At 36.8% G+C, this 25,984-nt stretch carries 17 protein-coding genes, 2 tRNA genes and 3 rRNA genes; 13 read left to right on the top strand and 9 right to left on the bottom strand.

All coding sequences use genetic code 11. The features are described from left to right. Positions 1–3 precede the first annotated feature (3 nt). Positions 4–2,460: a replication restart helicase PriA gene (gene priA, locus M666_RS17930; RefSeq protein ID WP_029445770.1), complete on the top strand. Its 2,457-nt coding sequence runs from the start codon at positions 4–6 to the stop codon at positions 2,458–2,460. Position 2,461: 1 nt separating this feature from the next. Here the strand turns inward: priA and M666_RS17925 are convergent, their stop codons facing one another. After that, positions 2,462–3,154 carry a LytR/AlgR family response regulator transcription factor gene (locus M666_RS17925; protein ID WP_013548890.1) on the bottom strand — a complete coding sequence of 231 codons (693 nt, stop codon included), beginning with the start codon at positions 3,152–3,154 and terminating at the stop codon, positions 2,462–2,464. A gap of 244 nt (positions 3,155–3,398) precedes the next feature. Between M666_RS17925 and rpsF the strand changes: the two genes are divergently transcribed. From rpsF to hisS, 6 genes are all read left to right on the top strand, one after another. After that, positions 3,399–3,737 (top strand): 30S ribosomal protein S6, encoded by a 339-nt coding sequence (gene rpsF, locus M666_RS17920; protein ID WP_024479877.1) that lies wholly within the window; start codon positions 3,399–3,401, stop codon positions 3,735–3,737. A gap of 3 nt (positions 3,738–3,740) precedes the next feature. After that, positions 3,741–4,037: a 30S ribosomal protein S18 gene (gene rpsR, locus M666_RS17915; protein ID WP_024479878.1), complete on the top strand. Its 297-nt coding sequence runs from the start codon at positions 3,741–3,743 to the stop codon at positions 4,035–4,037. 13 nt (positions 4,038–4,050) lie between these two features. Continuing rightward, positions 4,051–4,500 (top strand): 50S ribosomal protein L9, encoded by a 450-nt coding sequence (gene rplI, locus M666_RS17910; protein ID WP_024479879.1) that lies wholly within the window; start codon positions 4,051–4,053, stop codon positions 4,498–4,500. Positions 4,501–4,609: 109 nt separating this feature from the next. Further along, positions 4,610–7,783: a TonB-dependent receptor gene (locus tag M666_RS17905; RefSeq protein ID WP_029445771.1), complete on the top strand. Its 3,174-nt coding sequence runs from the start codon at positions 4,610–4,612 to the stop codon at positions 7,781–7,783. A gap of 112 nt (positions 7,784–7,895) precedes the next feature. Then, positions 7,896–8,366 carry a DUF6495 family protein gene (locus M666_RS17900; protein WP_029445772.1) on the top strand — a complete coding sequence of 157 codons (471 nt, stop codon included), beginning with the start codon at positions 7,896–7,898 and terminating at the stop codon, positions 8,364–8,366. A gap of 140 nt (positions 8,367–8,506) precedes the next feature. Beyond that, entirely contained in the window at positions 8,507–9,883 is a 1,377-nt protein-coding gene (gene hisS / locus M666_RS17895; protein WP_029445773.1) for a histidine--tRNA ligase, read from the top strand. Here hisS and M666_RS17890 read toward each other — a convergent pair. Then, a complete protein-coding gene (locus tag M666_RS17890; RefSeq protein ID WP_029445774.1) occupies positions 9,878–10,426 on the bottom strand; it encodes an NUDIX hydrolase in 549 nt (182 codons plus the stop codon). The genes hisS and M666_RS17890 overlap by 6 nt on opposite strands. Before the next feature lie 45 nt (positions 10,427–10,471). Then, entirely contained in the window at positions 10,472–11,560 is a 1,089-nt protein-coding gene (locus M666_RS17885) for a M42 family metallopeptidase (RefSeq protein ID WP_024479884.1), read from the bottom strand. A gap of 103 nt (positions 11,561–11,663) precedes the next feature. Between M666_RS17885 and M666_RS17880 the strand changes: the two genes are divergently transcribed. From M666_RS17880 to rrf, 6 genes are all read left to right on the top strand, one after another. After that, a complete protein-coding gene (locus M666_RS17880) occupies positions 11,664–12,341 on the top strand; it encodes a DUF4294 domain-containing protein (RefSeq protein WP_029445775.1) in 678 nt (225 codons plus the stop codon). Positions 12,342–12,733: 392 nt separating this feature from the next. After that, positions 12,734–14,252 (top strand): 16S ribosomal RNA (locus tag M666_RS17875). 139 nt (positions 14,253–14,391) lie between these two features. Continuing rightward, positions 14,392–14,465, top strand: a tRNA-Ile gene (locus M666_RS17870). Between the two features lie 173 nt (positions 14,466–14,638). Continuing rightward, positions 14,639–14,712: transfer RNA gene (locus M666_RS17865), tRNA-Ala, on the top strand. A gap of 234 nt (positions 14,713–14,946) precedes the next feature. Further along, positions 14,947–17,781 (top strand): 23S ribosomal RNA (locus tag M666_RS17860). A 177-nt stretch (positions 17,782–17,958) separates the two neighbouring features. Further along, positions 17,959–18,070 (top strand): 5S ribosomal RNA (gene rrf, locus M666_RS17855). Together the 16S, 23S and 5S rRNA genes with 2 tRNA genes alongside form the textbook arrangement of a ribosomal RNA operon. Before the next feature lie 521 nt (positions 18,071–18,591). On the opposite strand, the gene M666_RS17850 is transcribed toward rrf, so the two are convergent. The 6 genes from M666_RS17850 to trmD all read right to left on the bottom strand — a co-directional run bounded on the left by M666_RS17850 (position 18,592) and on the right by trmD (position 25,956). Then, entirely contained in the window at positions 18,592–18,834 is a 243-nt protein-coding gene (locus tag M666_RS17850) for a DUF6095 family protein (protein ID WP_024481368.1), read from the bottom strand. A 9-nt stretch (positions 18,835–18,843) separates the two neighbouring features. Beyond that, the gene (locus M666_RS17845) at positions 18,844–19,644 is read right to left on the bottom strand and encodes a DUF4249 family protein (protein ID WP_029445100.1); all 801 of its coding nucleotides are present in this window, start codon (positions 19,642–19,644) and stop codon (positions 18,844–18,846) included. Between the two features lie 3 nt (positions 19,645–19,647). Then, a complete protein-coding gene (locus M666_RS17840) occupies positions 19,648–22,047 on the bottom strand; it encodes a TonB-dependent receptor (RefSeq protein ID WP_029445101.1) in 2,400 nt (799 codons plus the stop codon). Positions 22,048–22,165: 118 nt separating this feature from the next. Beyond that, positions 22,166–24,385, bottom strand: coding sequence for an NADP-dependent isocitrate dehydrogenase (locus M666_RS17835; RefSeq protein WP_029445102.1), 2,220 nt, complete (start codon positions 24,383–24,385; stop codon positions 22,166–22,168). A gap of 357 nt (positions 24,386–24,742) precedes the next feature. Next, entirely contained in the window at positions 24,743–25,093 is a 351-nt protein-coding gene (rplS, locus tag M666_RS17830; protein WP_024481364.1) for a 50S ribosomal protein L19, read from the bottom strand. A 188-nt stretch (positions 25,094–25,281) separates the two neighbouring features. Beyond that, entirely contained in the window at positions 25,282–25,956 is a 675-nt protein-coding gene (gene trmD, locus M666_RS17825) for a tRNA (guanosine(37)-N1)-methyltransferase TrmD (protein WP_029445103.1), read from the bottom strand. Positions 25,957–25,984: the final 28 nt, after the last annotated feature.

Here is a 25,984-nt window from a genome sequence, read left to right as displayed (position 1 = left end):
AGCATGCCTTATTTTATTAATGTAATTCTTCCCATACCGTTAGAAAAACTGTTTACGTACAGTATTTCTGAGGCTGAAGCTGCTTTTTTACAGCCAGGAATGCGTGTTGCAGTTCCCTTTGGTAAATCTAAGATATACACCGCTTTGGTGCATGAAGTGCATCAAAAACCACCCGTTATTTATGAAGCTAAAGAAATTCATCAAATTTTAGATGAAGCACCCTTAGTAACTGTGATGCAATTAAAGCATTGGTTTTGGATTGCAGATTATTACATGTGTAGTGTAGGGGAGGTTTTTAGATCTGCTGTGCCTAATGCATTTTTATTAGAAAGCGAGACGTTAATATTAAAGAATAAGAATTTTCAGCCCGATGAAAATGAACTACTAGATGATGAATTTTTAGTATTTGAAGCTTTAGAACATCAATCTATATTGCGAGTGCAGGAGATAAGTGCAATTCTAGGGAAAAAAAACGTACTTCCGGTGTTAAACCGCCTTTTAGATAAAAATATCATCATTTTAAAAGAAGAGGTATATGAGCAATATAAGCCGAAAATGGTTCGGTATGTTCGTATGGGAAATGCCTACAAATCAGAAGAAAAGTTAGAAGAATTATTAAATACCTTGACAAGGGCTCCAAAGCAAAGTCAAGTAGTGCTTACATTGTTTCAATTACAAGCAAGTTCAAAGAAGCCAATTAAGGTTTCGGATTTAGAAGTTGCTAGTAAAAGTTCTTCGGCCATTATAAAAACATTGATAGATAAAGCTGTGTTGGAAGAATATTTTATTCAAACAGATAGAGTAGTTTACCAAGACGACGGAGCAAATGAAAGTTTAAAATCTTTAAATGAATATCAATTAGAGGCATTAAAAGATATCAAACTAAGTTTTGAAAAAAACTTGCCGACTCTTTTACATGGAGTTACTTCTTCTGGTAAAACGGAAGTATATGTAAAGTTGATAGAAGAATGTATTCGGTCTAATAAACAGGCCTTGTATCTATTACCGGAAATTGCCTTAACAACGCAATTAATTTCTAGACTTCAAGAGTATTTTGGAGAAAAAGTGGCGGTATACCATTCTAAATATAGTGTGCAAGAACGTGTAGAAGTCTGGAACAATGTTTTGGCAAATAAAGTAAAAGCTCAAATTGTTATTGGGGCAAGATCTGCTCTATTTATGCCTTTTGCGGACTTAGGTTTGGTCATTGTAGATGAAGAGCATGAGAGTTCTTTTAAGCAATATGACCCCGCACCAAGATACCATGCGCGTGATGCAGCAATTGTATTAGGTAAGTTACATAAAGCTAAAATTTTATTAGGTTCTGCTACGCCTAGCGTAGAAAGTTATTATAATGCGCAAACGGGCAAATACGGCTATGCCAGTATTTTAAGAAGATTTGGTAATGTGTTGATGCCAGATGTAGAACTAGTTGATATCAAAGAATTGACTAGGAAAAAGAGAATGAAAGGGCACTTCTCTGAACGATTATTAGAAGAGATTACAGAAACGCTAGAAAGCGGAGCGCAAGTTATTCTATTTCAAAACAGAAGAGGTTATGCACCAATCATGGAATGTACTACGTGTGGGCATTCTCCGCAATGTCCTAATTGTGATGTAAGTCTAACGTATCATCAGCATAAAAAACAATTGCGTTGCCATTATTGTAGCTATAATATTGCAGTGCCCTTAGCGTGTGAAGCTTGTGGTAGTAGCACATTGGATACTAAAGGTTTTGGTACGGAACAGGTAGAGCAAGAATTACAAACCTTATTCCCGGAAGTAAAAATTGGCCGTATGGATTTAGATACGACTAGAGGGAAGTACGGATATGAAAAAATAATTACGGCCTTTGAACAACAAGAGATAGATATATTAGTAGGTACGCAAATGCTTACTAAAGGATTGGATTTCAGGAATGTGAATTTAGTGGGGATTATGAATGCAGATACACTATTAAATTTTCCAGATTTTAGAGCCCACGAACGCAGCTATCAATTATTAACCCAGGTTTCTGGTAGGGCAGGACGTACTAAAAAACGAGGAAAGGTTATCATACAAAGTTATAATCCATACCATCAAATCTTAAAGCAGGTGTCTACGGGAGATTATGAAGGAATGTTTAAAGAACAATTATATGAGCGGCAACAATACAAATACCCACCTATAAATAGGATTATTAAAGTAACCTTTAAACACAAAGATTATAACAAGCTTAATGAAGCAGCAGAGTGGTTTACACAGGGACTAAGGAATGCATTTGGTATTCATGTGTTGGGACCAGAATTTCCTCCTGTTTCTAGAATTAGAAATCAATATTTAAAGCATGTTTTAATAAAGATACCCAACGGCCAAGCTTTGGGTAAAACTAAAAATAGCATTAAAAGAATTGAAAAATCTTTTAATGCTATTTCGCAGTACGCTAGCGTACGAGTAATCTACAATGTAGATTATATATAGTTTAAACGTTGTTTAACGCTTCCGCTAATTCTGTTTTCTTGTTTCTACTTAGAGGAATAGAGCGCCCACTTACTTCAACATTTTTACTGTTGAACTTCTCTACTTTTTCTAAATTGATAATATAAGATTTATGAATTCTTAAGAATTTATCATCTGGTAATTGTTCTTCAAAAGACTTCATTGTAGATAAAATTACAATATTAGCTTCATCCGTAACCAGTTTAATATAATCACCAAGTGCTTCAATCCATTTGATGTCGTTTAAAATTACTTTTCTCTTTTTCAGATTACTTTTAACAAAAATATGTTCCTCATCTTCATTAATCCTATGTAGTTGCTCAAATTTAGCGACAGCTCTTTTTACAGAAGCGTCAAATCGAGACATAGTGATAGGTTTATGCAAGTAATCAGTGACATCATAGTCAAAAGCTTTTAGTGCATAATCTGGTTTTCCAGTAATTAAAATAACTTGAGGTCTGTTGTCTAACGATTCAAGGAGATCAAAACCACTAATAATAGGCATTTCAACATCAAGGAAAATTAGATCAATTTCATTGTTCTTGATTCCATTTTTTGCCTCAATTGCATTACTGTACTCGGCTACTAGCGCCAGGTTCGGATGGTTATTCACCAATTTAGCAACTGCCATCCTCTGCATGGATGAATCGTCTACAATTATACTTCTTAATTTCATAAAAGGTTGATTTGTGGGGTTAAATCATAGGCAAAGTACTGAAAAAACACGATGAACTACAACAAAAGATGTGAATATGGTATAATTTGTTGTGTAATCAGCAAAATACATGATTAAAAATTTAGGTTAAGTTTATTTTTTTAGCATAACTTTATGGATACTGAATCTAATAACGAAGTTTTTGCAGAAATCTTGTGTAAAGTCAGAAATATTATTACTTTTGCGCTCTTAAAAATATATTAATATGAATCATTACGAAACTGTTTTCATTTTGAATCCCGTTCTATCTGATACTCAGATAGAGGAAACAGTTAAGAAATTTGAAGATTTCTTAATTACTAAAGGTGCCAAAATGGTATCTAAAGAAAATTGGGGCCTAAAAAAATTGGCTTACCCAATACAACACAAAAAAAGTGGTTTTTACCATTTGTTTGAATTCAGTTCCCCAGGAGAGGTAGTTTCCCCTTTTGAGTTAGAATTCAGAAGAGATGAGCGTATCATGCGTTTTTTAACTGTAAAGTTAGACAAGCATGCTATTTCATGGGCAGAAAGAAGAAGAACAAAGTTAAAAACTAAAGCTTAAGTTATGTCATCAATAGAACAACAAGCAAAAGGTAAAAAAGACGGAGAAATTAGATATTTAACTCCTTTAAATATTGATACTAATTCTCAGAAGAAGTATTGTCGTTTTAAGAAATCTGGTATTAAGTATGTAGATTACAAAGATCCAGACTTTTTAATTAAATTAGTTAATGAGCAAGGTAAATTACTTCCAAGAAGACTTACTGGAACTTCATTAAAGTACCAAAGAAAAGTGGCTGTAGCTGTAAAAAGAGCACGTCATTTAGCATTAATGCCATATGTTGGTGATTTATTAAAATAAAAAAAAACGGACAATGGAACTTATATTAAAAGAAGACGTTCAGAATTTAGGATTTAAGGATGATTTAGTTACTGTGAAAAACGGTTACGGTAGAAACTTTCTTATTCCTAATGGTTTAGCTACAATGGCTACTGTTTCTGCTAAAAAAGTATTAGCTGAAAACTTAAAGCAAAGAGCTCATAAAGAAAAGAAAATTGTTGATGCAGCTACTAAAATAGCAGAATCATTAAAGCAATTAGAAATTAAAATTGCTGCTAAATCTGGTGCAGGAGACAAGTTATTTGGATCTGTAACTAACATTGATTTAGCGGAAGCTTTAGCAAAAGAAGGTCAAGAAATCGAGAAAAAATTCATCTCAATTGCAGGTGGAGCTATCAAGAGAACAGGTCCTTACAATGCGCAAATCAGATTACATAGAGATGTAGTTGTAGATTTTGCTTTTGAAGTAGTTGGTACTAAATAAGAAAAATAGTTAACAAATAGTTAACAAATATTTTATAAAAAAAGAGTCATGTCCGCATGGCTCTTTTTTTTTGCGCTAAATTCGCCGTAAACTATAAACTCACTCAATTATGTTTAAAAAGGCTTATGCAGTATTTGTTCTGTTATTTGTCTCCTTCGGGGCACTATCTCAGGTTACGACCTCTAATATTAAGGGTCTTATTATTGACGATGTTAATGAACCATTATTTGGCGCTAACATTGTAGCAGTTCATACACCAACAGGTACTACCTATGGTGCAATTTCTAATGAAGACGGTAGATTTAATTTGCTAAATTTAAGAGTTGGGGGTCCTTACGAGGTATCTATTTCTTATATTGGGTATAAAACACAATCTAAGTCGGATGTTTATTTAACCTTAGGGCAAACCTTTAATGTAAATGTTACCTTGGCTTCTGATAGCCAGGCTTTACAAGAAGTTGTCGTAGTATCAGATCAAAGTGGAACCTTTGGTAGTGATCGTACAGGTGCAGAAACTAGTGTTGGGCGTAGAGAATTAACTCGTTTGCCAACAATCTCTAGATCTGCTTCAGATTTTACGCGATTAGAGCCTACAGCAAGTGGTAACTCTTTTGGAGGGCGTAATGATCAATACAATAACTTTTCTTTAGATGGTGCTATTTTTAATAACCCATTTGGTTTAGATTCTCCAACACCTGGAGGTCAAACAGGTTCGCAGCCTATTTCTTTAGATGCTATTGAGCAAATACAAGTATCTACAGCTCCTTACGACGTATCGCAATCTGGTTTTACCGGAGCAACCGTAAATGCGGTTACTAAAAGTGGTACTAACGAATTTCATGGTACGGTGTATGGTTTCTTTAGAAATGAAGACTTAACTGGGGGTAAGGTAAAAGGTGAAGATGTTATCAAACCTAAATTATCACAAAATCAATATGGTGTTAGTATAGGAGGTCCTATAGTTAAAAATAAATTGTTCTTTTTTGCGAACTTTGAAAAAGAAGAAAGAGATGACTTAGGAACTAATGGATGGATTCCGAATACGGGTTCTGGCGCTATCAATGAGTCTAGAGTATTAGAATCAGATTTAATGGCAGTGCAATCGGTATTATCGGGTCTTGGTTATGATACTGGTGCTTACAGTGGTTTTACCTACGGATCAGGTTCTACAAAGGGACTTTTTAAATTAGATTGGAATATTAATGATAAGAACAGGTTAGCACTTATCTATAATTTTTTAGATGCATCTAGTGAAAAACCAGCTCACCCTACGGCGATTGGGCTTAGAGGACCTAGTTTTTCTACGCTACAATTTGAAAAATCTGGATATGAAATCAATAATAAATTAAATTCATTTCAATTAGAATTAAACTCTACCTTATCTGATGAAGTAACAAATAAGTTACAAGTGGGGTATACGCATTTTGATGATTTTAGAGATCCGCTTTCTTCGCCGGCTCCAAGTATTCTTATTCAAGATGGTGCGGGATCTAATTATATAGTAGCGGGTCATGAGCCTTTTTCTATTCATAATAGGTTAGATCAAAAAGTTTTTCAGTTAACTAATAATATGAACATTTTTAAAGGGAACCACACCTATACGGTTGGATTTTCTTTTGAAAAGTTTCAATTTGATAACTCCTTCAATTTAGGTAATTATGGAGGTACGTTTGGTTTCGATGTTAATGGTACTCCAAATGATTTTAGTGATGATCGTAATTTTCAGTCTGTAGCAGAATTTTTATCTTTTGCACAACCAGGAGGATTAATTGATGGGATGATTCAAGGGGCTGAAGCTCAATTTGCAAATAACAATCAATTTGATGATGGAGACGGGTGGCAGTTGGCAGAAACTAACGTAGGTCAATTATCTTTCTATGTTCAGGATGAATGGAGTGCTACAGAGAATTTAAAATTGACCTATGGTATTCGTTTTGATAAGCCGCTTTATTTTGATACTAGAGATAAGATTAGAGAAAATATCGAAAGAAAAATTGGAAATTATCAGCCAGATAATTTATACTACAATCCAAATACAGGTGAGCAAACTACGATTGATTCGGAAACTTTACCGAATAATAACTGGTTAGTTTCTCCAAGATTTGGTTTTAACTGGGATTTAAAAGGTGATAAAACAACGCAATTACGAGGTGGCACAGGTGTATTTACAGGTAGATTACCATTTGTATGGTTAGGTAATCAAGTGCAAGGGGTAGATTTCTTTTTCTATCAAGCAGTAGATCCTGATTTTCAATGGCCGCAAGTTTGGAGAACTAATTTAGGAGTTGATCATCGTTTTGATAACGATATTGTGTTAACGGCAGATGTTTCCTATACTAAGGATTTGAATGCTGCACACGTTCAAAACTGGGGATTAGATACGCCTAGCGGAACTTTAAATGCACCGGGTGATAATAGACCTGTGTATGAGGCTGGTGATTTTGCATCAAATGCTTTTGGAGGGTCTACTAATGCTTATGTATTTACAAACTCAGATAAAGGAAGAGTATGGAATGCATCTGTTAAGGCTCAGAAAAATTTTAATAATGGCTTGTATGTAATGGGGGCTTATAGTTATTTAAATGCTAAAGATGTAAACTCAATAGAAGCAGAGATTACTGGAGATGCGTTTGATTTTAACCCAACTCTAGGAAATGCTAATGAAGATGTGTTAGGTTTCTCTAAATATGGAGATACCCACAGATTTATTGGGGTGTTGTCTAAGAACTTTGAATATGGTCAAGGAAAATGGAATACAACAATTTCAACGTTCTTTGAGTACGGACAAGGAGCTCGTTACAATTATACCTATGCAGGAAATATTAACGGCGATAGTTCTTTCCAAAATAACGATTTATTATACATTCCGACTGCTGCAGAAGTTGGGCAAATGCAATTTTCAGGAGCAGGTCAAGCAGAAGCTTTTGAAGCGTATATTCAACAAGATGATTATTTAAGTGACAATAGAGGTGAGTATATGGAGCGTTATGGCGCATTAGCACCGTGGAGAGGTAAATGGGATATGAAAATATTACAGGATTACACCTTTAATAATGATAATAAAATTCAATTTAGTATTGATGTTCTTAATGTGGGGAACTTAATCAATTCTGATTGGGGTGTTATCCAACAGCCTAATAATGTGAGTCCTATTGGAGTTTCTGTAGATGCTACCAATACGCCAACCTACACATTTGACCCTAGTTTAACTAAGACTTACGGGTTTGATGCTAGTTTAGCATCAAGATGGCAAGCGCAATTTGGAGTGCGTTACATCTTCTAATGAAAAATAAATAATATTAAATCTTAAAAAGGCTGTACAATTTGTACAGCCTTTTTATTTTTGCCAAGATTTTGAATTTGTACAAAAGCAAATCAAACAGTAAAAGCAAGTAATGAAGTATACAAGACTTACAAAGCAGCAGTTAGAAGAATTACATCAAGAATTTATTAATTTTTTAGCCACACAATCTATTACAGGAGATGAATGGGAGAAAATTAAAACAAATACACCTGAAGTAGCGGAAGAAGAAATAGACGTTTTTTCAGATTTAGTTTGGGAGGGTGTATTAAATAAAGTAGATTTTGTGGAGAATATTTCTGCGCAACAAATGCATTTATTCCATTTAACAGATAAAGAGATGAAATTAATATCTGTTAAGGTGATGAACCCTGAGATAGACTTAACAACAGAAATAGGCTTTAATTGGTTTAAGAAAAATTGGCAATCAGACTTTGTAGAATATCTTTCTGCATCTAAAGCCTACAAGGACGATAAGAACCTAGATAAATTTGAACTAATAAAAAAAGGTGCTGTGATTACAAAAGGGGAGTTGTATCAATGGTTTGAAAAAGTCATAGGATAAGTCGATATTAGCGGCTGAATCCTGGAAGCTTTCGGCGATTTTAAATTTCAGAACTTTAGCAACTGCAATCCAGGCGTAATTTAAGATAGCGTTTAATACTAATTTAAGGTCTTAGTAAAGACAAGAACACATACTATTACATGGCACAAAAACCATCTATTCCAAAAGGAACCAGAGATTTTACACCTTCAGAGGTCGTAAAGCGTAATTATATATTTGATACGATTAAAAAGAATTTTCAGACGTTCGGTTTTCAACCTATAGAAACACCCTCTTTTGAAAACTCTGATACCTTAATGGGGAAGTATGGCGATGAAGGAGATCGTTTGATATTTAAAATTTTGAATTCTGGAGATTACTTAAATAAAGTAGATGATGCTACTTACCGTGAAAAAAACTCAAATGCAATAACTTCAAAAATTTCTGAAAAAGCATTGCGTTATGATCTTACAGTTCCCTTTGCACGTTATGTAGTAATGCATCAAAACGAAATAGACTTTCCGTTTAAAAGATATCAGATACAACCAGTTTGGAGAGCAGATAGGCCTCAGAAAGGTCGTTTTAGAGAATTTTACCAATGTGATGCAGATGTCGTAGGTTCAAACTCTTTATTGCAGGAGGTAGAGTTTGTGCAATTGTATGATGCTGTATTTGCTGATTTAAAGTTAGATGGGGTGACCATCAAGATGAATAATAGAAAAATCTTAGCCGGTATCGCGGAAGTAATTGGTGCAAAAGATAATTTAATAGACTTTACAGTCGCATTAGACAAATTAGATAAAATAGGAGAAGAAGGTGTTAAGAAGGAAATGCTAGAAAAAGGTATTTCTGAAGCTTCTATAGAAAAAGCATCACCATTGTTTAATTTAACAGGAACTAATTTAGAGCAGTTAGATGCTTTAGAGAAGCTTTTGTCCTCTTCAGAAGAAGGAGCAAAAGGGGTAGAGGAACTTCGGTTTATACAAGAAACAATTTCTGATCTTGGTTTACAAACAGCAACTTTGGCTATAGATGTTACTTTAGCCCGTGGGCTTAATTATTACACAGGAGCTATTTTTGAAGTTGGAGCTCCGGAAGGAGTGAAGATGGGTTCTATTGGTGGTGGTGGTCGTTATGATGACTTAACGGGTATATTTGGATTAAAAGATGTAAGTGGCGTAGGTATTTCTTTTGGATTAGATAGAATCTACCTAGTTTTAGAAGAATTAAATCTTTTTCCGGAAGCTATAGATCGCTCTTTACAAGTGTTGTGTGTTAATTTTGGAGAGAAAGAAGCATTAACGGCATTAAAATTAGTGACTAGCTTAAGGAAAATAGGTGTCAAGGCAGATGTGTATCCTAGCAGCGCTAAAATGCAAAAGCAAATGAAATATGCAAATAACAGAAACGTGCCTTTTGTTATTTTGATAGGGGATGAGGAATTAGCAAATAACTCTTTTGTAGTTAAAAATATGAAAGCGGGTTCTCAAGAGACCTATAGCCTAGATAAGATAGAAGAATTTAGTGCTACACTATAATTCTTTTTTAATGGCTTTAATAACGGTTTTGTAATACGTTGCGGAATGTGGTACGTACTTTTTAGGATTTGCCATTCCCCAAATTTCTTCAGAAAATTTTATAAGCGAGGTGAGTTGTAAATCTTCCACTTCGCTTTCTTGTTTTATTAGCTCTTGTAATGGTACTTTTAATTCAGCAATAAAAGTGTGGTGAAACTCTGCGTCAATTAATTCAGAATGATGATTTTGAATGGATTTGAAGATGCCTATTTTTTTTAAATCATTCTTAGAAACTAGCAAACCAATCTCTTCTTTAATTTCTCTTAGTGCAGCAACTTCAATGGCTTCTCCAGCGTGTATGTGTCCCGCAACAGAAACATCAAACAATAAAGGGAAAGTATTTTTGCCTTTCCCTCGTTGTTGTAATAAAATTTGATGATTTTTTGTATAAAACCAGATATGAACTGTTTGATGAAAAATACCATCACGGTGAGCAACGGACTTCAAAACGGTTTCACCTGTTTTAAGGCCATTATCGGTTACGATGTCAATTAATTCATCCATATTCTAGTAAAAAATCTGTCACCTTAAAAAATAATAAGAGGTACTTTATTCGAAATAACTAAATGTTTCTCCGTCTTTAATATTTAACACAGTTTCATATATAAGTTTAATAACATTTTCTACGTCATCTTGGTGTACAGTTTCTACTGTAGTATGCATATAACGTAGTGGTAAAGAAATTAAGGCAGAAGCTACACCGCCATTGCTATACGCAAAAGCATCTGTATCCGTACCTGTATAGCGAGAAGAAGCCATTCTTTGAAAAGGTATGTTATTAGCTTCAGCAGTTTTGATAATACGTTCACGTAATTTATTTTGAACGGCAGGAGCATAAGAGATTACAGGGCCAGCACCTATTTCCGTATGACCTTGTTTTTTCTTGTCAATCATAGGAGTCGTGGTATCGTGACATACATCTGTAACTATGGCAACATTAGGTTTAATAGTTTGTGTAATCATCTCAGCGCCTCTAAGACCAATTTCTTCTTGTACAGAATTGGTAATATAGAGTCCAAACGGTAATTTCTTTTTATTTTCATGTAAAAGTCGCGCTACTTCTGCAATCATAAAACCACCAGCTCTATTGTCTATTGCTCTGCAGACAAATTTATTTCCGTTTAAAATTTGGAATGTATCAGGATAGGTAATAACACACCCCACGTGAACACCCATTTTTTCTACCTCTTTCTTATCCTTTGCGCCTATGTCAATAAATATATTGTCTAGTTTTGGAGCTTCTTCTTTAGAATTGTCACGAGTGTGTATTGCGGGCCATCCAAAAATACCTTTTACAATACCTTTATCAGTGTGGATATTCACCCATTTAGAAGGTGCAATTTGATGGTCACTTCCGCCATTTCTAATAACATACAGTAATCCTTCGTCAGTAATGTAATTTACATACCAAGAAATTTCATCAGAATGCCCTTCAATAACAACCTTGTATTTAGCATCAGGGTTGATAACACCAACAGCCGTGCCGTAGGTGTCCGTAATAAAAGTGTCTACATATGGTTTAAGATATTCCATCCAAATTTTCTGACCTTCAGATTCGTATCCGGTAGGAGAAGCGTTATTTAAGTATTTTTCTAAAAACTCAATTGAATTTTTAGTTAGAATTTTATTTGTACTCATTATATGTGTATTTTCTAACGAAGTTAAGAATATTCACTTTTATTTAATAGCAATGCTGTGGTTTATTATTAATTTTGATATTCAGTTTATGATAATTTTATAGATGAAAAAGAACTTCTTATTAGCCATGTTGTTACTTATATATTCTTTTTGCTTAGGGCAGGAAGAAGAAACCCCATTAGATTCCATTGCAGAAAAGATGATTATCATGGAGGGCGATTCTATTATGCAAAGCACTATTGCTTTGGAAGAGTATTATGTATTTAGTAAACTTAAATTTTCTAGCTACGAGGAAAAATTAAGGTATTATATATTAAGGAGGAAAACTTTAAAGGTGTATCCATATGCGAAATTAGCAGCCGATAGGCTTACGGAATTAAATGATAGCTTAACTAGGATAACGAAGAACTCAGATAAAAGGAAGTACACTAGAGAGATTCAGAAATATATTGAGGGAGAGTTTTCTGATGAATTAAAGAAGTTAACACGCACGGAGGGGCAGATCTTGGTAAAACTTATTCATCGACAAACGGGTAATACGGCTTTTGACTTGGTGAAAGAATTAAGGAACGGTTGGCGAGCATTCTGGTATAATGCCACGGCTAAAATGTTTAAGATAAGTATAAAGGAAGAGTTTCATCCGGAGTTAGTGCATGAAGACTATCTAATTGAAGATATTTTACAGCGTGCTTTTTCTGAATTTAGAATAGAAAGACAAAAGTCTGCCTTAAATTTTGACTACTCTCAGCTTACAGACAAGTGGTCTACACAAAAGAAATGATACTTGTATTTGTTTATATGGTTAATTTCATGTAAATTTAATACCCTGATTTTTTCAAAGGGAATATTTTTTAAACTTTTTTTGTATTATAAAACCTTGTAATAGTGGTTATTGCGAAGTGTGTGTAATATTTTTTAAAAAAACTTTCCAAAAACGCTTGTGGGTTTTAAAAGAGGGTGTATATTTGCAGCCGCTTAGGGAAACAACGATACGTAATTAAGCGGAGAGTAAAAGAGATAAAAAGTTCATTGACATATTGTAAGACAGCGTTTAATTACTGGAAACGGTAATTAAATAAATTGAATTAACATAATAGCTTAAAGAATATAGAGGGCTAGGATTCGGATGATTTATTAGTTGGTTAATAGATGTTATATAATATTTACAAAACAACGATGAAGAGTTTGATCCTGGCTCAGGATGAACGCTAGCGGCAGGCCTAACACATGCAAGTCGAGGGGTAACAGGGAGCTTGCTCCGCTGACGACCGGCGCACGGGTGCGCAACGCGTATGCAATCTACCTCTTACTAAGGGATAGCCCAGAGAAATTTGGATTAATATCTTATGTGATATTAGACTGGCATCGGTTTAATATTAAAGGTTACGGTAAGAGATGAGCATGCGTCTCATTAGTTAGTTGGTAAGGTAACGGCTTACCAAGACTTCGATGAGTAGGGGTCCTGAGAGGGAGATCCCCCACACTGGTACTGAGACACGGACCAGACTCCTACGGGAGGCAGCAGTGAGGAATATTGGACAATGGACGGAAGTCTGATCCAGCCATGCCGCGTGTAGGAAGACTGCCCTATGGGTTGTAAACTACTTTTATACAGGAAGAATAAGATCTACGTGTAGATTGATGACGGTACTGTAAGAATAAGGACCGGCTAACTCCGTGCCAGCAGCCGCGGTAATACGGAGGGTCCGAGCGTTATCCGGAATTATTGGGTTTAAAGGGTCCGTAGGCGGGCTGTTAAGTCAGAGGTGAAATGCTGCGGCTCAACCGTATGCACTGCCTTTGATACTGGCGGTCTTGAGTTATAGTGAAGTGGCTAGAATAAGTAGTGTAGCGGTGAAATGCATAGATATTACTTAGAATACCGATTGCGAAGGCAGGTCACTAACTATACACTGACGCTGATGGACGAAAGCGTGGGTAGCGAACAGGATTAGATACCCTGGTAGTCCACGCCGTAAACGATGGATACTAGCTGTTCGGTTTTCGGACTGAGCGGCCAAGCGAAAGTGATAAGTATCCCACCTGGGGAGTACGTTCGCAAGAATGAAACTCAAAGGAATTGACGGGGGCCCGCACAAGCGGTGGAGCATGTGGTTTAATTCGATGATACGCGAGGAACCTTACCAGGGCTTAAATGTAGATTGACAGGTTTAGAGATAGACTTTTCTTCGGACAATTTACAAGGTGCTGCATGGTTGTCGTCAGCTCGTGCCGTGAGGTGTCAGGTTAAGTCCTATAACGAGCGCAACCCCTGTCGTTAGTTGCCAGCATGTCATGATGGGGACTCTAACGAGACTGCCGGTGCAAACCGTGAGGAAGGTGGGGATGACGTCAAATCATCACGGCCCTTACGTCCTGGGCCACACACGTGCTACAATGGTCGGTACAGAGAGCAGCCACTTAGCGATAAGGAGCGAATCTATAAAACCGATCACAGTTCGGATCGGAGTCTGCAACTCGACTCCGTGAAGCTGGAATCGCTAGTAATCGGATATCAGCCATGATCCGGTGAATACGTTCCCGGGCCTTGTACACACCGCCCGTCAAGCCATGGAAGCCGGGAGTGCCTGAAGTCCGTCACCGTAAGGAGCGGCCTAGGGCAAGATCGGTAACTAGGGCTAAGTCGTAACAAGGTAGCCGTACCGGAAGGTGCGGCTGGAACACCTCCTTTCTAGAGAAAGACATCTCAATTAATAAAAACGAAAGAGTTCTAGTCCTTATATTTTTTTAGTTATGTTATGTAGTTCAAATTGCTGTCTTATAATTATGTTATTATAATATTGATTGGGTCGCAAGATTCGCAAAGTGAGAGTCTCATAGCTCAGCTGGTTAGAGCGCTACACTGATAATGTAGAGGTCGGCAGTTCGAGTCTGCCTGAGACTACTGCCTAGAGTAGATTTTTAGTTAAGGAATTGATTAAGAGTTTGGTTTAGAAAAACGTTCATTAAAATAAGGATGCTAATTAAATTAGTATCACTTGAAAGGAAATTTTAGAGGTTGAGTATAGCCGTTATAAGTACTGTTAACTAATAACTGTTAACTGATCACTAAAAGACGGGGGATTAGCTCAGCTGGCTAGAGCGCCTGCCTTGCACGCAGGAGGTCATCGGTTCGACTCCGATATTCTCCACTATCCCATCCTAGCCTTCCCTAAGGGAAGGAATAAGCACGAGTAAGTGCTCTCCCCCTTTGGGGAGTAGGAGGGGGAAAAAGTTCATTGACATATTGGGACAAAGTGAATTACAATTATCTTCAGGGGTATTGTAATCACAGTAAACACAAATTTAAAAATAGAGTAAAGTACGATAGAGGTACTGCTGTATTTATACAGTAGTAATTATATATAATAGAATAAAAAGGACTAGTGACAAGCTAGAAAAGGGCGTATGGGGGATGCCTAGGCTCTCAGAGGCGATGAAGGACGTGATAAGCTGCGAAAAGCTGCGGGGAGGTGCACACAACTTGTGATCCGCGGATATCCGAATGGGGCAACCTGTCTGGTTGAAGGCCAGTCGTGATCGTAAGATCAAGCAAACCCGGTGAACTGAAACATCTAAGTAGCCGGAGGAGGAGAAAACAAAAGTGATTCCGTTAGTAGTGGCGAGCGAACGCGGATTAGCCCAAACCAGTATTGTTTCGGCAATGCTGGGGTTGTAGGACCACGCTATTTGATGCGCGATGAATTAGAACTATTTGGAAAGATAGGCCGAAGACGGTGATAGCCCGGTATAAGTAAAGGACGTTATTGATAGTGGTATCCTGAGTAGTGCGGGGCACGTGAAACCTTGTATGAATTTGCCGGGACCATCCGGTAAGGCTAAATACTCCTGAGAGACCGATAGTGAACCAGTACCGTGAGGGAAAGGTGAAAAGAACCGTGAATAACGGAGTGAAAAAGATCCTGAAACCATACGCTTACAAGCGGTCGGAGCCCTTTGGGGTGACGGCGTGCCTTTTGCATAATGAGCCTACGAGTTACTTTTACTAGCAAGGTTAAGATTTTAAGAATCGGAGCCGTAGCGAAAGCGAGTCTGAATAGGGCGCCATAGTTAGTAGTAGTAGACGCGAAACCGTGTGATCTACCCATGGGCAGGTTGAAGCTTTGTTAACCCAAAGTGGAGGACCGAACCCGTTGACGTTGAAAAGTCTTGGGATGACCTGTGGGTAGGGGTGAAAGGCCAATCAAACTCGGAAATAGCTCGTACTCCCCGAAATGCATTTAGGTGCAGCGTTGCAATAGTTTTATAGAGGTAGAGCTACTGATTGGATGCGGGGGCTTCACCGCCTACCAATTCCTGACAAACTCCGAATGCTATAAAATGTTTTGCAGCAGTGAGGGCATGGGTGCTAAGGTCCATGTCCGAGAGGGAAAGAACCCGGACCATCAGCTAAGGTCCCCAAGTGTATACTAAGTTGATATAACGCGGTGGAATTGCATTGACAGCCAGGATGTTGGCTTGGAAGCAGCCATTCATTTAAAGAGTGCGTAACAGCTCACTGGTCGAGCGATTCCGCATGGATAATAATCGGGCATAAGTATACCACCGAAGCTATGGCTTCTGTACTCGGTACAGAGGGGTAGGGGAGCATTCTATGTGTGTTGAAGGTGATCTGTAAGGGTTGCTGGAACGCATAGAAACGAAAATGTAGGCATAAGTAACGATAATGCGGGCGAGAAACCCGCACGCCGAAAGACCAAGGTTTCCCCAGCTATGCTAATCAGCTGGGGGTCAGTCGGGACCTAACGCGAACCCGAAAGGGGTAGTGGATGGACAAGCAGTTAATATTCTGCTACCTGCTCACGCTAAAAGTGACGGGGATGTGGTGTTGGTGCGTGCTGACGGAATAGCACGTTGAAGGGAGTGGTAACACCCCGATAGTACGACAAAGCTTCGGCTGCGTCGATAATCCAGCGTAACATCCTCCGAGAAAAACAAGTGAAGCAGCCCGTACCGTAAACCGACACAGGTGGTTGGGATGAGTATTCTAAGGCGCTCGAGAGATTCATGGCTAAGGAACTAGGCAAAATAGACCCGTAACTTCGGGAGAAGGGTCGCCCTCCTTTTAGGAGGGCCGCAGTGAAGAGGTCCAGGCGACTGTTTATCAAAAACACAGGGCTCTGCAAAATCGAAAGATGAAGTATAGGGCCTGACACCTGCCCGGTGCTGGAAGGTTAAGAGGAGATGTTAGTTTCGGCGAAGCATTGAATTGAAGCCCCAGTAAACGGCGGCCGTAACTATAACGGTCCTAAGGTAGCGAAATTCCTTGTCGGGTAAGTTCCGACCTGCACGAATGGTGCAACGATCTGGACACTGTCTCGGCCATGAGCTCGGTGAAATTGTAGTATCGGTGAAGATGCCGGTTACCCGCAGTGGGACGAAAAGACCCCGTGCACCTTTACTATAGCTTCGTATTGGTTCTGGGTAAGTAATGTGTAGGATAGCTGGGAGACTTTGAAGCGGCGTCGCCAGGCGTTGTGGAGTCATTGTTGAAATACCAGCCTTTGCTTATCTAGGGCCTAACCCTAACACTAGGGAACAGTGCGTGGTGGGTAGTTTGACTGGGGTGGTCGCCTCCAAAAGAGTAACGGAGGCTTCTAAAGGTACCCTCAGTACGGTTGGTAATCGTACGTAGAGTGCAATGGCACAAGGGTGCTTGACTGAGAGGCATACAGGCCGAACAGGTTGGAAACAAGAGCATAGTGATCCGGTGGTTCCGTATGGAAGGGCCATCGCTCAAAGGATAAAAGGTACGCCGGGGATAACAGGCTGATCTCCCCCAAGAGCTCATATCGACGGGGGGGTTTGGCACCTCGATGTCGGCTCGTCACATCCTGGGGCTGGAGAAGGTCCCAAGGGTTGGGCTGTTCGCCCATTAAAGTGGCACGCGAGCTGGGTTCAGAACGTCGTGAGACAGTTCGGTCTCTATCTACTGCGGGCGTTAGAAATTTGCGTGGATCTGACTCTAGTACGAGAGGACCGAGTTGGACTGACCTCTGGTGCACCAGTTGTTCCGCCAGGAGCATTGCTGGGTAGCTATGTCGGGATTGGATAAGCGCTGAAAGCATATAAGCGCGAAACCAGCCACAAGATGAGATTTCTTTAAAGGGCCGTAGGAGATGACTACGTTGATAGGTCATAGGTAGAAGGGCAGTAATGTCTGTAGCCAAGTGATACTAATAGCCCATAGGCTTGCACAACTTGCCCCCTTTGATTAGGGGGCGGACTTCCTTTTTTTAAAGATATAATAACCAAAAATCGTAGCTTACTTTAGATTTAATCTAAAACTGTGTTTATAGTGCGTGTTTTATACACCATTTTGTCCCTTTAATATGTTAACAATATTAGTTACTATGCATTTGTGTAGTAAAACGATTTAAGGTGACCATGGCGATAGGGTCCACCCCTTACCATTCCGAACAGGGAAGTTAAGCCTATCAGCGCCGATGGTACTGCTATACCAAGTGGGAGAGTAGGTCGTCGCCTTTTTTTAATCAAGTCCTCAATAGAAATATTGAGGACTTTTTTTGTTTATATAAGGTTCTTATCCTTGATGATTCTTATTCCTAATAACTGTAGTATCCCAAAACACATTACTCTTGTGAGTAGATTACTTCAATAGCTATTTATAACAGTTTCGTAGCTATTAGCTAGTTATTACTCTTTACAAGACTATTGTATGCAAGCTTATATATCTTAGTTTAAGGGCTATTCCTAATACAATAGCTCATACCACAGGAATTCTTTCGGGTATTATATAAAGGATGTATTGGATATTTTCTTAAATATTGATCTAAATACCCAAGTAATTCATTGTCATTTATAATAAGCTAAGCTTTCCCTCTTTGATATATTCCATATTAAACTAGTTCAAGTCTTCTTTTAAACTATTTCTGCCATCAATTTATTAATATGGCTAATCTATTATACTACCGTAACTTGTTTATACCATACAGAAAAAGCCATTTACACGAATGCAAATGGCTCTTTGTACGATTAGTGATATGATATTATTGTTTCCTATTCTTTTTTTTACCAAATAGACTATCCATAATTGTCTTTATGGCCCAAAAAGCCATAAATAAAGCTCCTAGGCCTACTATAAAGCCTACTACTAGTACAGGTATATACAAATCATGTTGTTGATTTTTAAAGGCCTGATAAATTAGTATGGGTGATGAAAACATCAAAACAACGGTATAACCCAAATACTTAATACCTTTTACTAAAATATCTTTATCTGTATGCATCATAACCAAGGCTTATTCTATAGTAATGTTTTGTGTAAAACTTTCTGAAATGGAGAAGTACCCTAAGGCATAATTATCCTTTGTAGTTATATTAATAACATTTCCGCGAACAGTTCCGGAAGGCGTTTGAAAAGGTCCCTGACTTCCTCCGCTTTGTGCAATAATTTGATTCATATAGTTGTAGAATGTTTCATCTACCCCTAGTATGCTTACCTGAGCAGATTGTCCGGCTTGTAAATCTGAATCGTAAAAATAAGAAAACTCAAATTGTTCTCCTTCATAAAATGTGTCTTCAGAAACCAAAAACTCATTAAAATCAAAATCGAAAAGATAAAAATTTTCCGTGGACGCATCATCTGTGTAAGCTATAATGATCTCTGTTTCATCGTCATCAAATAAAGTTCCTTCTCCTTGAATCAATTTATCAATAGGTGCAGATGGTATAAATGCTGTGGTAGCTTCATATGTCTCATTATTATACACAATACGTAAAGTAATCGATCCATCTTTGAGTGATTCTGAAGAAACTGTCGTTGAATAATTTCCCGTCCCAGACTCTGTTAACGTTTCTTGGATTGTGTTGGTGCTGTTAAAAATTTGAATACTAGTAACAGTTTGTGGTTCAATAGTGCCGAAAAAAGAACTAGTTAAACTCGTTTTAATGCTAATATTGGTTGAAGGATCTGTATCTATTACGCGCACTAGTCCGTCAATTACTAACCTAGATTGCTCTGTAGGAACAGCGATCTCAACCACGTCCTCACAACTTGTGGTTAATAAAGATACTAGTAGGATTGTATATAAATATTTCATGTCTTAAAATTTGAAATTATAGGTAACGGCAGGTACAATACCAAAAATTGAAGTTCTTACAGCTTCATTAGCTCCTGTTTCATTGTTGTTACTGAAATTAATAGATGCGGCATTTTTTCTGTTATAAGCATTGTATATACTAAATACCCATTCGCCTTTAATCTTTCTATCTTTATTTTTTAATGGGGTTAAAGTAGCAGAAATATCTAATCTATTATAAGTAGGAAGCCTTTCCGAATTTCTTAATCCATAGTAAGGAACAGTCAAACCTTGATATTCAAATTGTCCTATAGGATAATTGGTTGGTTGGCCTGTTTGGAATACAAAATTAGCATTGAAATTCCATTTTTCATTAAATTCATAACTCCCAAATAATGAGATGTCATGTGTTTTATCATATGGTGTATTATACCACGCGCCATTATTGATACCGGTTTCTAACGGACTGATGCCATTTGTTTCTGTTGCGGTTCTGCCTGGGGTGCGTTGTTCTGATTTTGATAAGGTATAAGATAGCCAGCCTTGAAATCTTCCTTCGTTTTTACGGAATAGCACTTCTAAACCGTAAGCTCTTGCTTCTCCATTAAGAATAACTTGTTCAATAGCATTGTTGGCTATTAAATTGGCACCATCTATGTAGTCAATTCTATTTTGAATCTTTTTGTAATACACCTCTGTTTCTAAAGAATAGTCTCCATTTTTAATATTCCGGAAATATCCTAAAGCGTATTGATCTAATAATTGGGGTTTAATGAAAGAGCCACTTGGTGTCCAGACATCTAATGGGGTAGGAGAGCTGGTGTTTGATAATAGATGTAAATACTGTGCTAATCGAGTATAGCTAGATTTTATGGAATTGTTATCATCCAATCTATAAGACATGGATAATCTGGGTTCTAAATTAGTATAAGTTTTTAGTGATTTTTTTTTGCCTTCGGTATTTATGTCAATCGGATCTGCTTTTTCGTAGATGAGAAGGTCTGTATTAAAGTTCAACGGGTTATCATTCGCGTAAATGTTTATCTCATCTTGACCTAATCTATTAAAATTACTAACCCTTAGACCGTACTCTACACTTAATTGATCTGTAATTTCATGCTCAACATCAATATATGCAGCAAATTCATTCGCATATTTTTGAATAAGTTGTTCTTCAACAATACCAGAATCTTCACTACTAGGAACTATTTTTCCAGGGTTAAATTGGTAGTAGTTATTATTTAGGCCATAGTTAATCTGAAGATTGTTGTTTAGGTAATGCTTTAAGTCGTATTTTAAATTAAAATTTTGGATTCCAGAATTCCATTCGAAACCGACAAAATCTAATTTCAAGCCATAATAATAATCAGAATATATTAAAGATAGATTAGAGAATAATTTATCTGAGAATAGATGATTCCATCTCAAATTACCAACAGCATTCCCGTAGGTATTTACAAAACTATCGTTAATACTGAAAACATCTCTGCCAAAATAACCCGATAAGAAGATATTATTATTGTCATTTAATTTAAAATTTAGTTTTGTGTTTAAATCATAGAAATAGGCTTTATTATCAATGTCAAAGAGAGGCAAAAACAAGTGCGCATAGGAGGATCTTCCTCCAATAAGAAATGCAGCTTTATCTTTAATAATTGGACCTTCTAGTAATAATCGACTGGCAACGATACCTATACCGCCATTAGCCTTAAACTCTTTACTATTTCCTTCCTTCTGAAAAATTTCTAATACAGAAGACACACGTCCGCCATAGCGCGAAGGTATTCCGCCTTTAAAAAGCTTAATATCTTTTATAGCATCGGGATTAAAAACAGAGAAAAACCCGAAAAGGTGAGAGGAGTTAAAAATTGTAGCTTCATCTAAGAGAATAAGATTCTGATCTGCAGAGCCACCTCTAACATTGAAGCCAGATGACCCTTCGCCTGCATTACTTACTCCAGGAAGTAAAACAATAGCTTTAAGAACATCTGATTCTCCGAGTACTACAGGAATTTTTTTAATGGTTTTAACAGCTAGATTATTGACACTCATTTGTGGAGTGCCAAGATCTGTTTTTTCTACATTTTCCACTAAAACTATTTCCTCTAACTGTTCGGCAGCCTCTTCTAGCTGAAGATTTAGCTTTGTGTTCTGTGTTAAGCTTATCGTTTTACTAAGAGTTTTGTATCCCAAATAGCTAATTTCTAACGTGTATTCTCCTTCAGGAAGTGATAAGGAGTAAAAACCATATTCATTTGTTGTGACGCCGGTTGCTAATTGAGGGACGGCAATAGTAACACCAATTAGGGTTTCATTACTTTTTAATTCGCTTATAGTTCCACTTAAGGAGAATTTTTCTTGGGAGAATCCTGAGAAAAAAAATAGTCCCACGAACAAGAACAGTAAATATTTAATACGATTCATTAATTGCAATTTTTAGTAAAAATACTAGAATTGAATCTTTTAACAGCAGGAAAGTATGTTAATAAAAAAAGCCATCTTTAATAATAAAGATGGCTTTTAAATTATGTAACTGATACGATTATAGTGACGCTAAAATGGTGTTGAAGGTTTCACTAGGACGCATTGCTTTAGCAATTAAAGCATCGTCTCCTTTGTAATAACCTTTGATATCTACTTTATGACCTTGTGCGTCACTTAGCTCTTGAATAATTTTAGCTTCGTTAGCTTTCAATGCATCCGATATGGTGGTAAATTCAGCTTTTAATTCAGCATTTTTATCTTGTTTCGCTAATTCTTCAGCCCAATATAAAGTTAAGTAAAAATGACTCCCTCTATTATCTAATTCACCAACTTTTCTTGAAGGAGATTTATCGTTGTCTAAGAATTTTTCGGTAGCAGCATCTAAGGCATCAGCTAAAATTAAAGCTTTGTCATTTTTGTATTTTTCGCTATAGTGCTCTAATGAAACCCCAAGAGCTAAAAATTCTCCTAAAGAATCCCATCTTAAGTGACCTTCTTCTATAAATTGTTCAACGTGCTTTGGGGCAGATCCACCTGCGCCAGTTTCAAACAGGCCACCACCATTCATTAAAGGAACGATAGAAAGCATTTTAGCACTAGTACCTACTTCTAAAATAGGAAATAAATCGGTCAGGTAATCACGCAATACATTTCCAGAAACAGAAATGGTATCTTCTCCTTTTATGATTCTTTCAAGAGTTGCTTGAGTAGCATCTTCAGGAGAAAGAATTTTAAGGTCTAGGCCTGTAGTATCATGATTAGGTAAATAGGTGTTTACTTTTTTAATTAATTCGGCATCGTGAGCACGCTTTTCATCTAACCAAAAAATTGCGGGTAATTGAGAAGCTCTAGCTCTAGAAACGGCAAGCTTAATCCAATCTTGAATAGGTGCATCTTTAACTTGACACATTCTCCAGATATCACCCTCTTCAACTTTTTGAGAAAGTAAAACTTCCTTAGAGTTTACATCAACAACATTAACAGTACCATTCTCACTCATTTCAAAAGTCTTGTCATGAGAACCGTATTCTTCTGCTTTTTGAGCCATTAAACCAACATTAGGAACTGTTCCCATAGTGGTAGGGTCAAACGCACCATGTTTTTTACAAAAATCAATAGTTACTTGGTAGATGCCTGCATAACTGCTATCAGGAATAATTGCTTTGGTGTCTTGAGCTTTTCCATTCTTATCCCACATTTTACCAGAGTTTCTGATCATTGCAGGCATAGATGCATCTACAATTACGTCACTAGGAACATGTAGATTGGTAATTCCTCTATCAGAATTAACCATTGCTAAGTCAGGACCATTTGAAATAGTAGCTTCAATGGCAGAAAGAATTTCTTTATGTTTATCTTCTGGAAGTGTATTTAATTTGTTTAGAAGACTTTCTAAACCGTTATTAGCACTTACTCCTAATTCATCAAAAGTAGTTGCATATTTAGTAAATACTTCTGAGAAATAAGTTTCTACTACATGACCAAAAATAACAGGGTCAGATACTTTCATCATCGTTGCTTTTAAGTGCACAGATAAAAGAACCCCTTGGTCTTTAGCGTCTTTGATTTCTTTTTCTAAAAAAGTTATTAAGGCTTTTTTGCTTAGTACTGTTGCATCGATGATTTCGCCCTCTAATAAGGCTAAATTTTCCTTTAAAATAGATTTGGTACCATTGGCTGCTGTAAATTCTATATTTACGTTGGTAGCAGAAGGAATTGTTAATGACTTTTCATTTGCTTTGAAGTCATTTGTTCCCATTGTTGCAACATGAGTTTTAGAATCTGCACTCCAAGCACCCATAGAGTGTGGGTTCTTCTTCGCGTAATTTTTAACAGCTCTTGGAGCTCTACGGTCAGAATTACCTTCTCTTAAAACAGGGTTTACGGCACTACCTTTAATTTTATCGTATCTAGATTTTATTTCTTTTTCTTCATCAGACTTTGGTTCATCTGGATAATTTGGTAAAGCATAGCCTTTCTCCTGCAATTCTGTGATAGCCTCTTTAAGTTGAGGAACAGAGGCACTAATGTTTGGAAGCTTTATGATGTTTGCATCTGGACTTTTGGCAAGTTCTCCTAATTCTTTTAAATCATCGGCAATACGCTGATCTTCTTTAAGAAAGTCAGGGAAAGTAGCAATGATCCTTCCAGCTAAAGAAATATCTTTGGTTTCAATATTTATTCCTGATGTCTTTGTAAATGCTTTAACTATTGGTAAGAAGGACTGAGTCGCCAAAGCTGGAGCTTCGTCAGTCTTAGTATAAATTATTTTTGGCATTATTGCGATTTATTTGAATTAAGCGGTGCAAATATACAATATTCTATAGTTTTACCTTGAGTAGATTTAAGGATAATATGATGTAAAATTTACTAAAATGTTATTTTTTTTTATTACCAAAACGATAAAAGCCATATCAATGCATGTAGCATTTGATATGGCTTTTTTAGAATAGTTTGCAAACCTTTGTTGTCTTGTCTATTTACAAAACGGCAACCATTGATTGCATTTGCTTCCCTATTTATACTATGAATATAAGAGTAATGTTTGAGAATTCCAAATTTATGCTCGCTTTTTAACTTTTGAGCATAAAAAAACCCGCTAAATGCGGGTTCTTCTGTATGTTTAGGTCTTAGATTAAGAACGCACTTCTTTAATTCTTGCTTTCTTACCAGTAAGTCCTCTGAAGTAAAAGATACGAGATCTTCTAACTTTACCTCTTTTATTAACTTCTACTTTCTGTAGAGCTGGCATGTTAATAGGGAAGATACGCTCAACTCCTATTGTTCCAGACATTTTTCTAATTGTAAAGGTTTCTGATGATCCAGAACCTCTTCTTTGTATTACAACACCTCTAAAAAACTGAGTACGTGTCTTTTCACCTTCCTTAATTTCATAATAAACTGTGATAGTATCACCAGCTGAAAATTTTGGAAATTCTTTTTTAGTAACAAATTCGTCTTGAACAAATTTTAATAATGCTTCCATCGTATTGATTTACTGTTTGTTATAAAGCAACATTCACGATTATCGTCAGAGGTTGATTTATTGGATTGCAAAAGTAATAAAATATTAATAAGTGACAATATTTCAATGCTATTTTTTATAAAAAAATAAGCAATTGTCTTTTAAGGGGTATCAGAAAGTTTAATTCGTGTGATTCCAAAATGTAGATGCTATTTTAATAGGTCTGGCCTTAGCTTTTCGGTGCGTTCGTAAGCCATGTCTTCTCGCCATTTTTCAATTTTAGGAAAGTTACCACTTAAAAGAATTTCTGGTACTTTCATTCCTTTATATTCCGCAGGTCTTGTGTATACAGGTGGAGCTAATAAATCATCTTGAAATGTATCTGTCAATGCAGAAGTTTCATTGCTTAATACTCCTGGAATTAGACGAATAATGGTATCGCATAAAACGGCAGCTCCTAATTCTCCGCCGGACAAGACATAATCGCCAATAGATATTTCTTTAGTTATGAAAGCATCCCGAACTCTTTGGTCGACACCTTTATAATGACCGCAAAGAATAATGACATTTTCTAGGAGCGACATGCTGTTGGCTATTTTCTGATTCAGTGTGGCGCCATCTGGGGTCATATAGATGACTTCATCATAATCTCGCTGCTCTTTTAAAGCGGAAATACATTTGTCTATCGGTTCAATCATCATGACCATACCCGCGCCACCTCCAAATTGATAATCATCAATTTGATTGTAACTCAAATTAGTATAATCGCGGAGATTATGCATATGTACTTCAACAATACCTTTTTCAATAGCTCTTTTTAAGATACTTGCTTCAAAAGGACTCTTGAGTAATTCAGGTAAGACTGTAATGATATCAATACGCATGTTGTTCTAACTTTAACAGGCAAATGTA

The sequence above is a fragment of the Cellulophaga baltica 18 genome (assembly GCF_000468615.2).
Lineage (GTDB): Bacteria > Bacteroidota > Bacteroidia > Flavobacteriales > Flavobacteriaceae > Cellulophaga > Cellulophaga baltica.
This window is presented reverse-complemented; position numbering and strand designations above follow the sequence as displayed.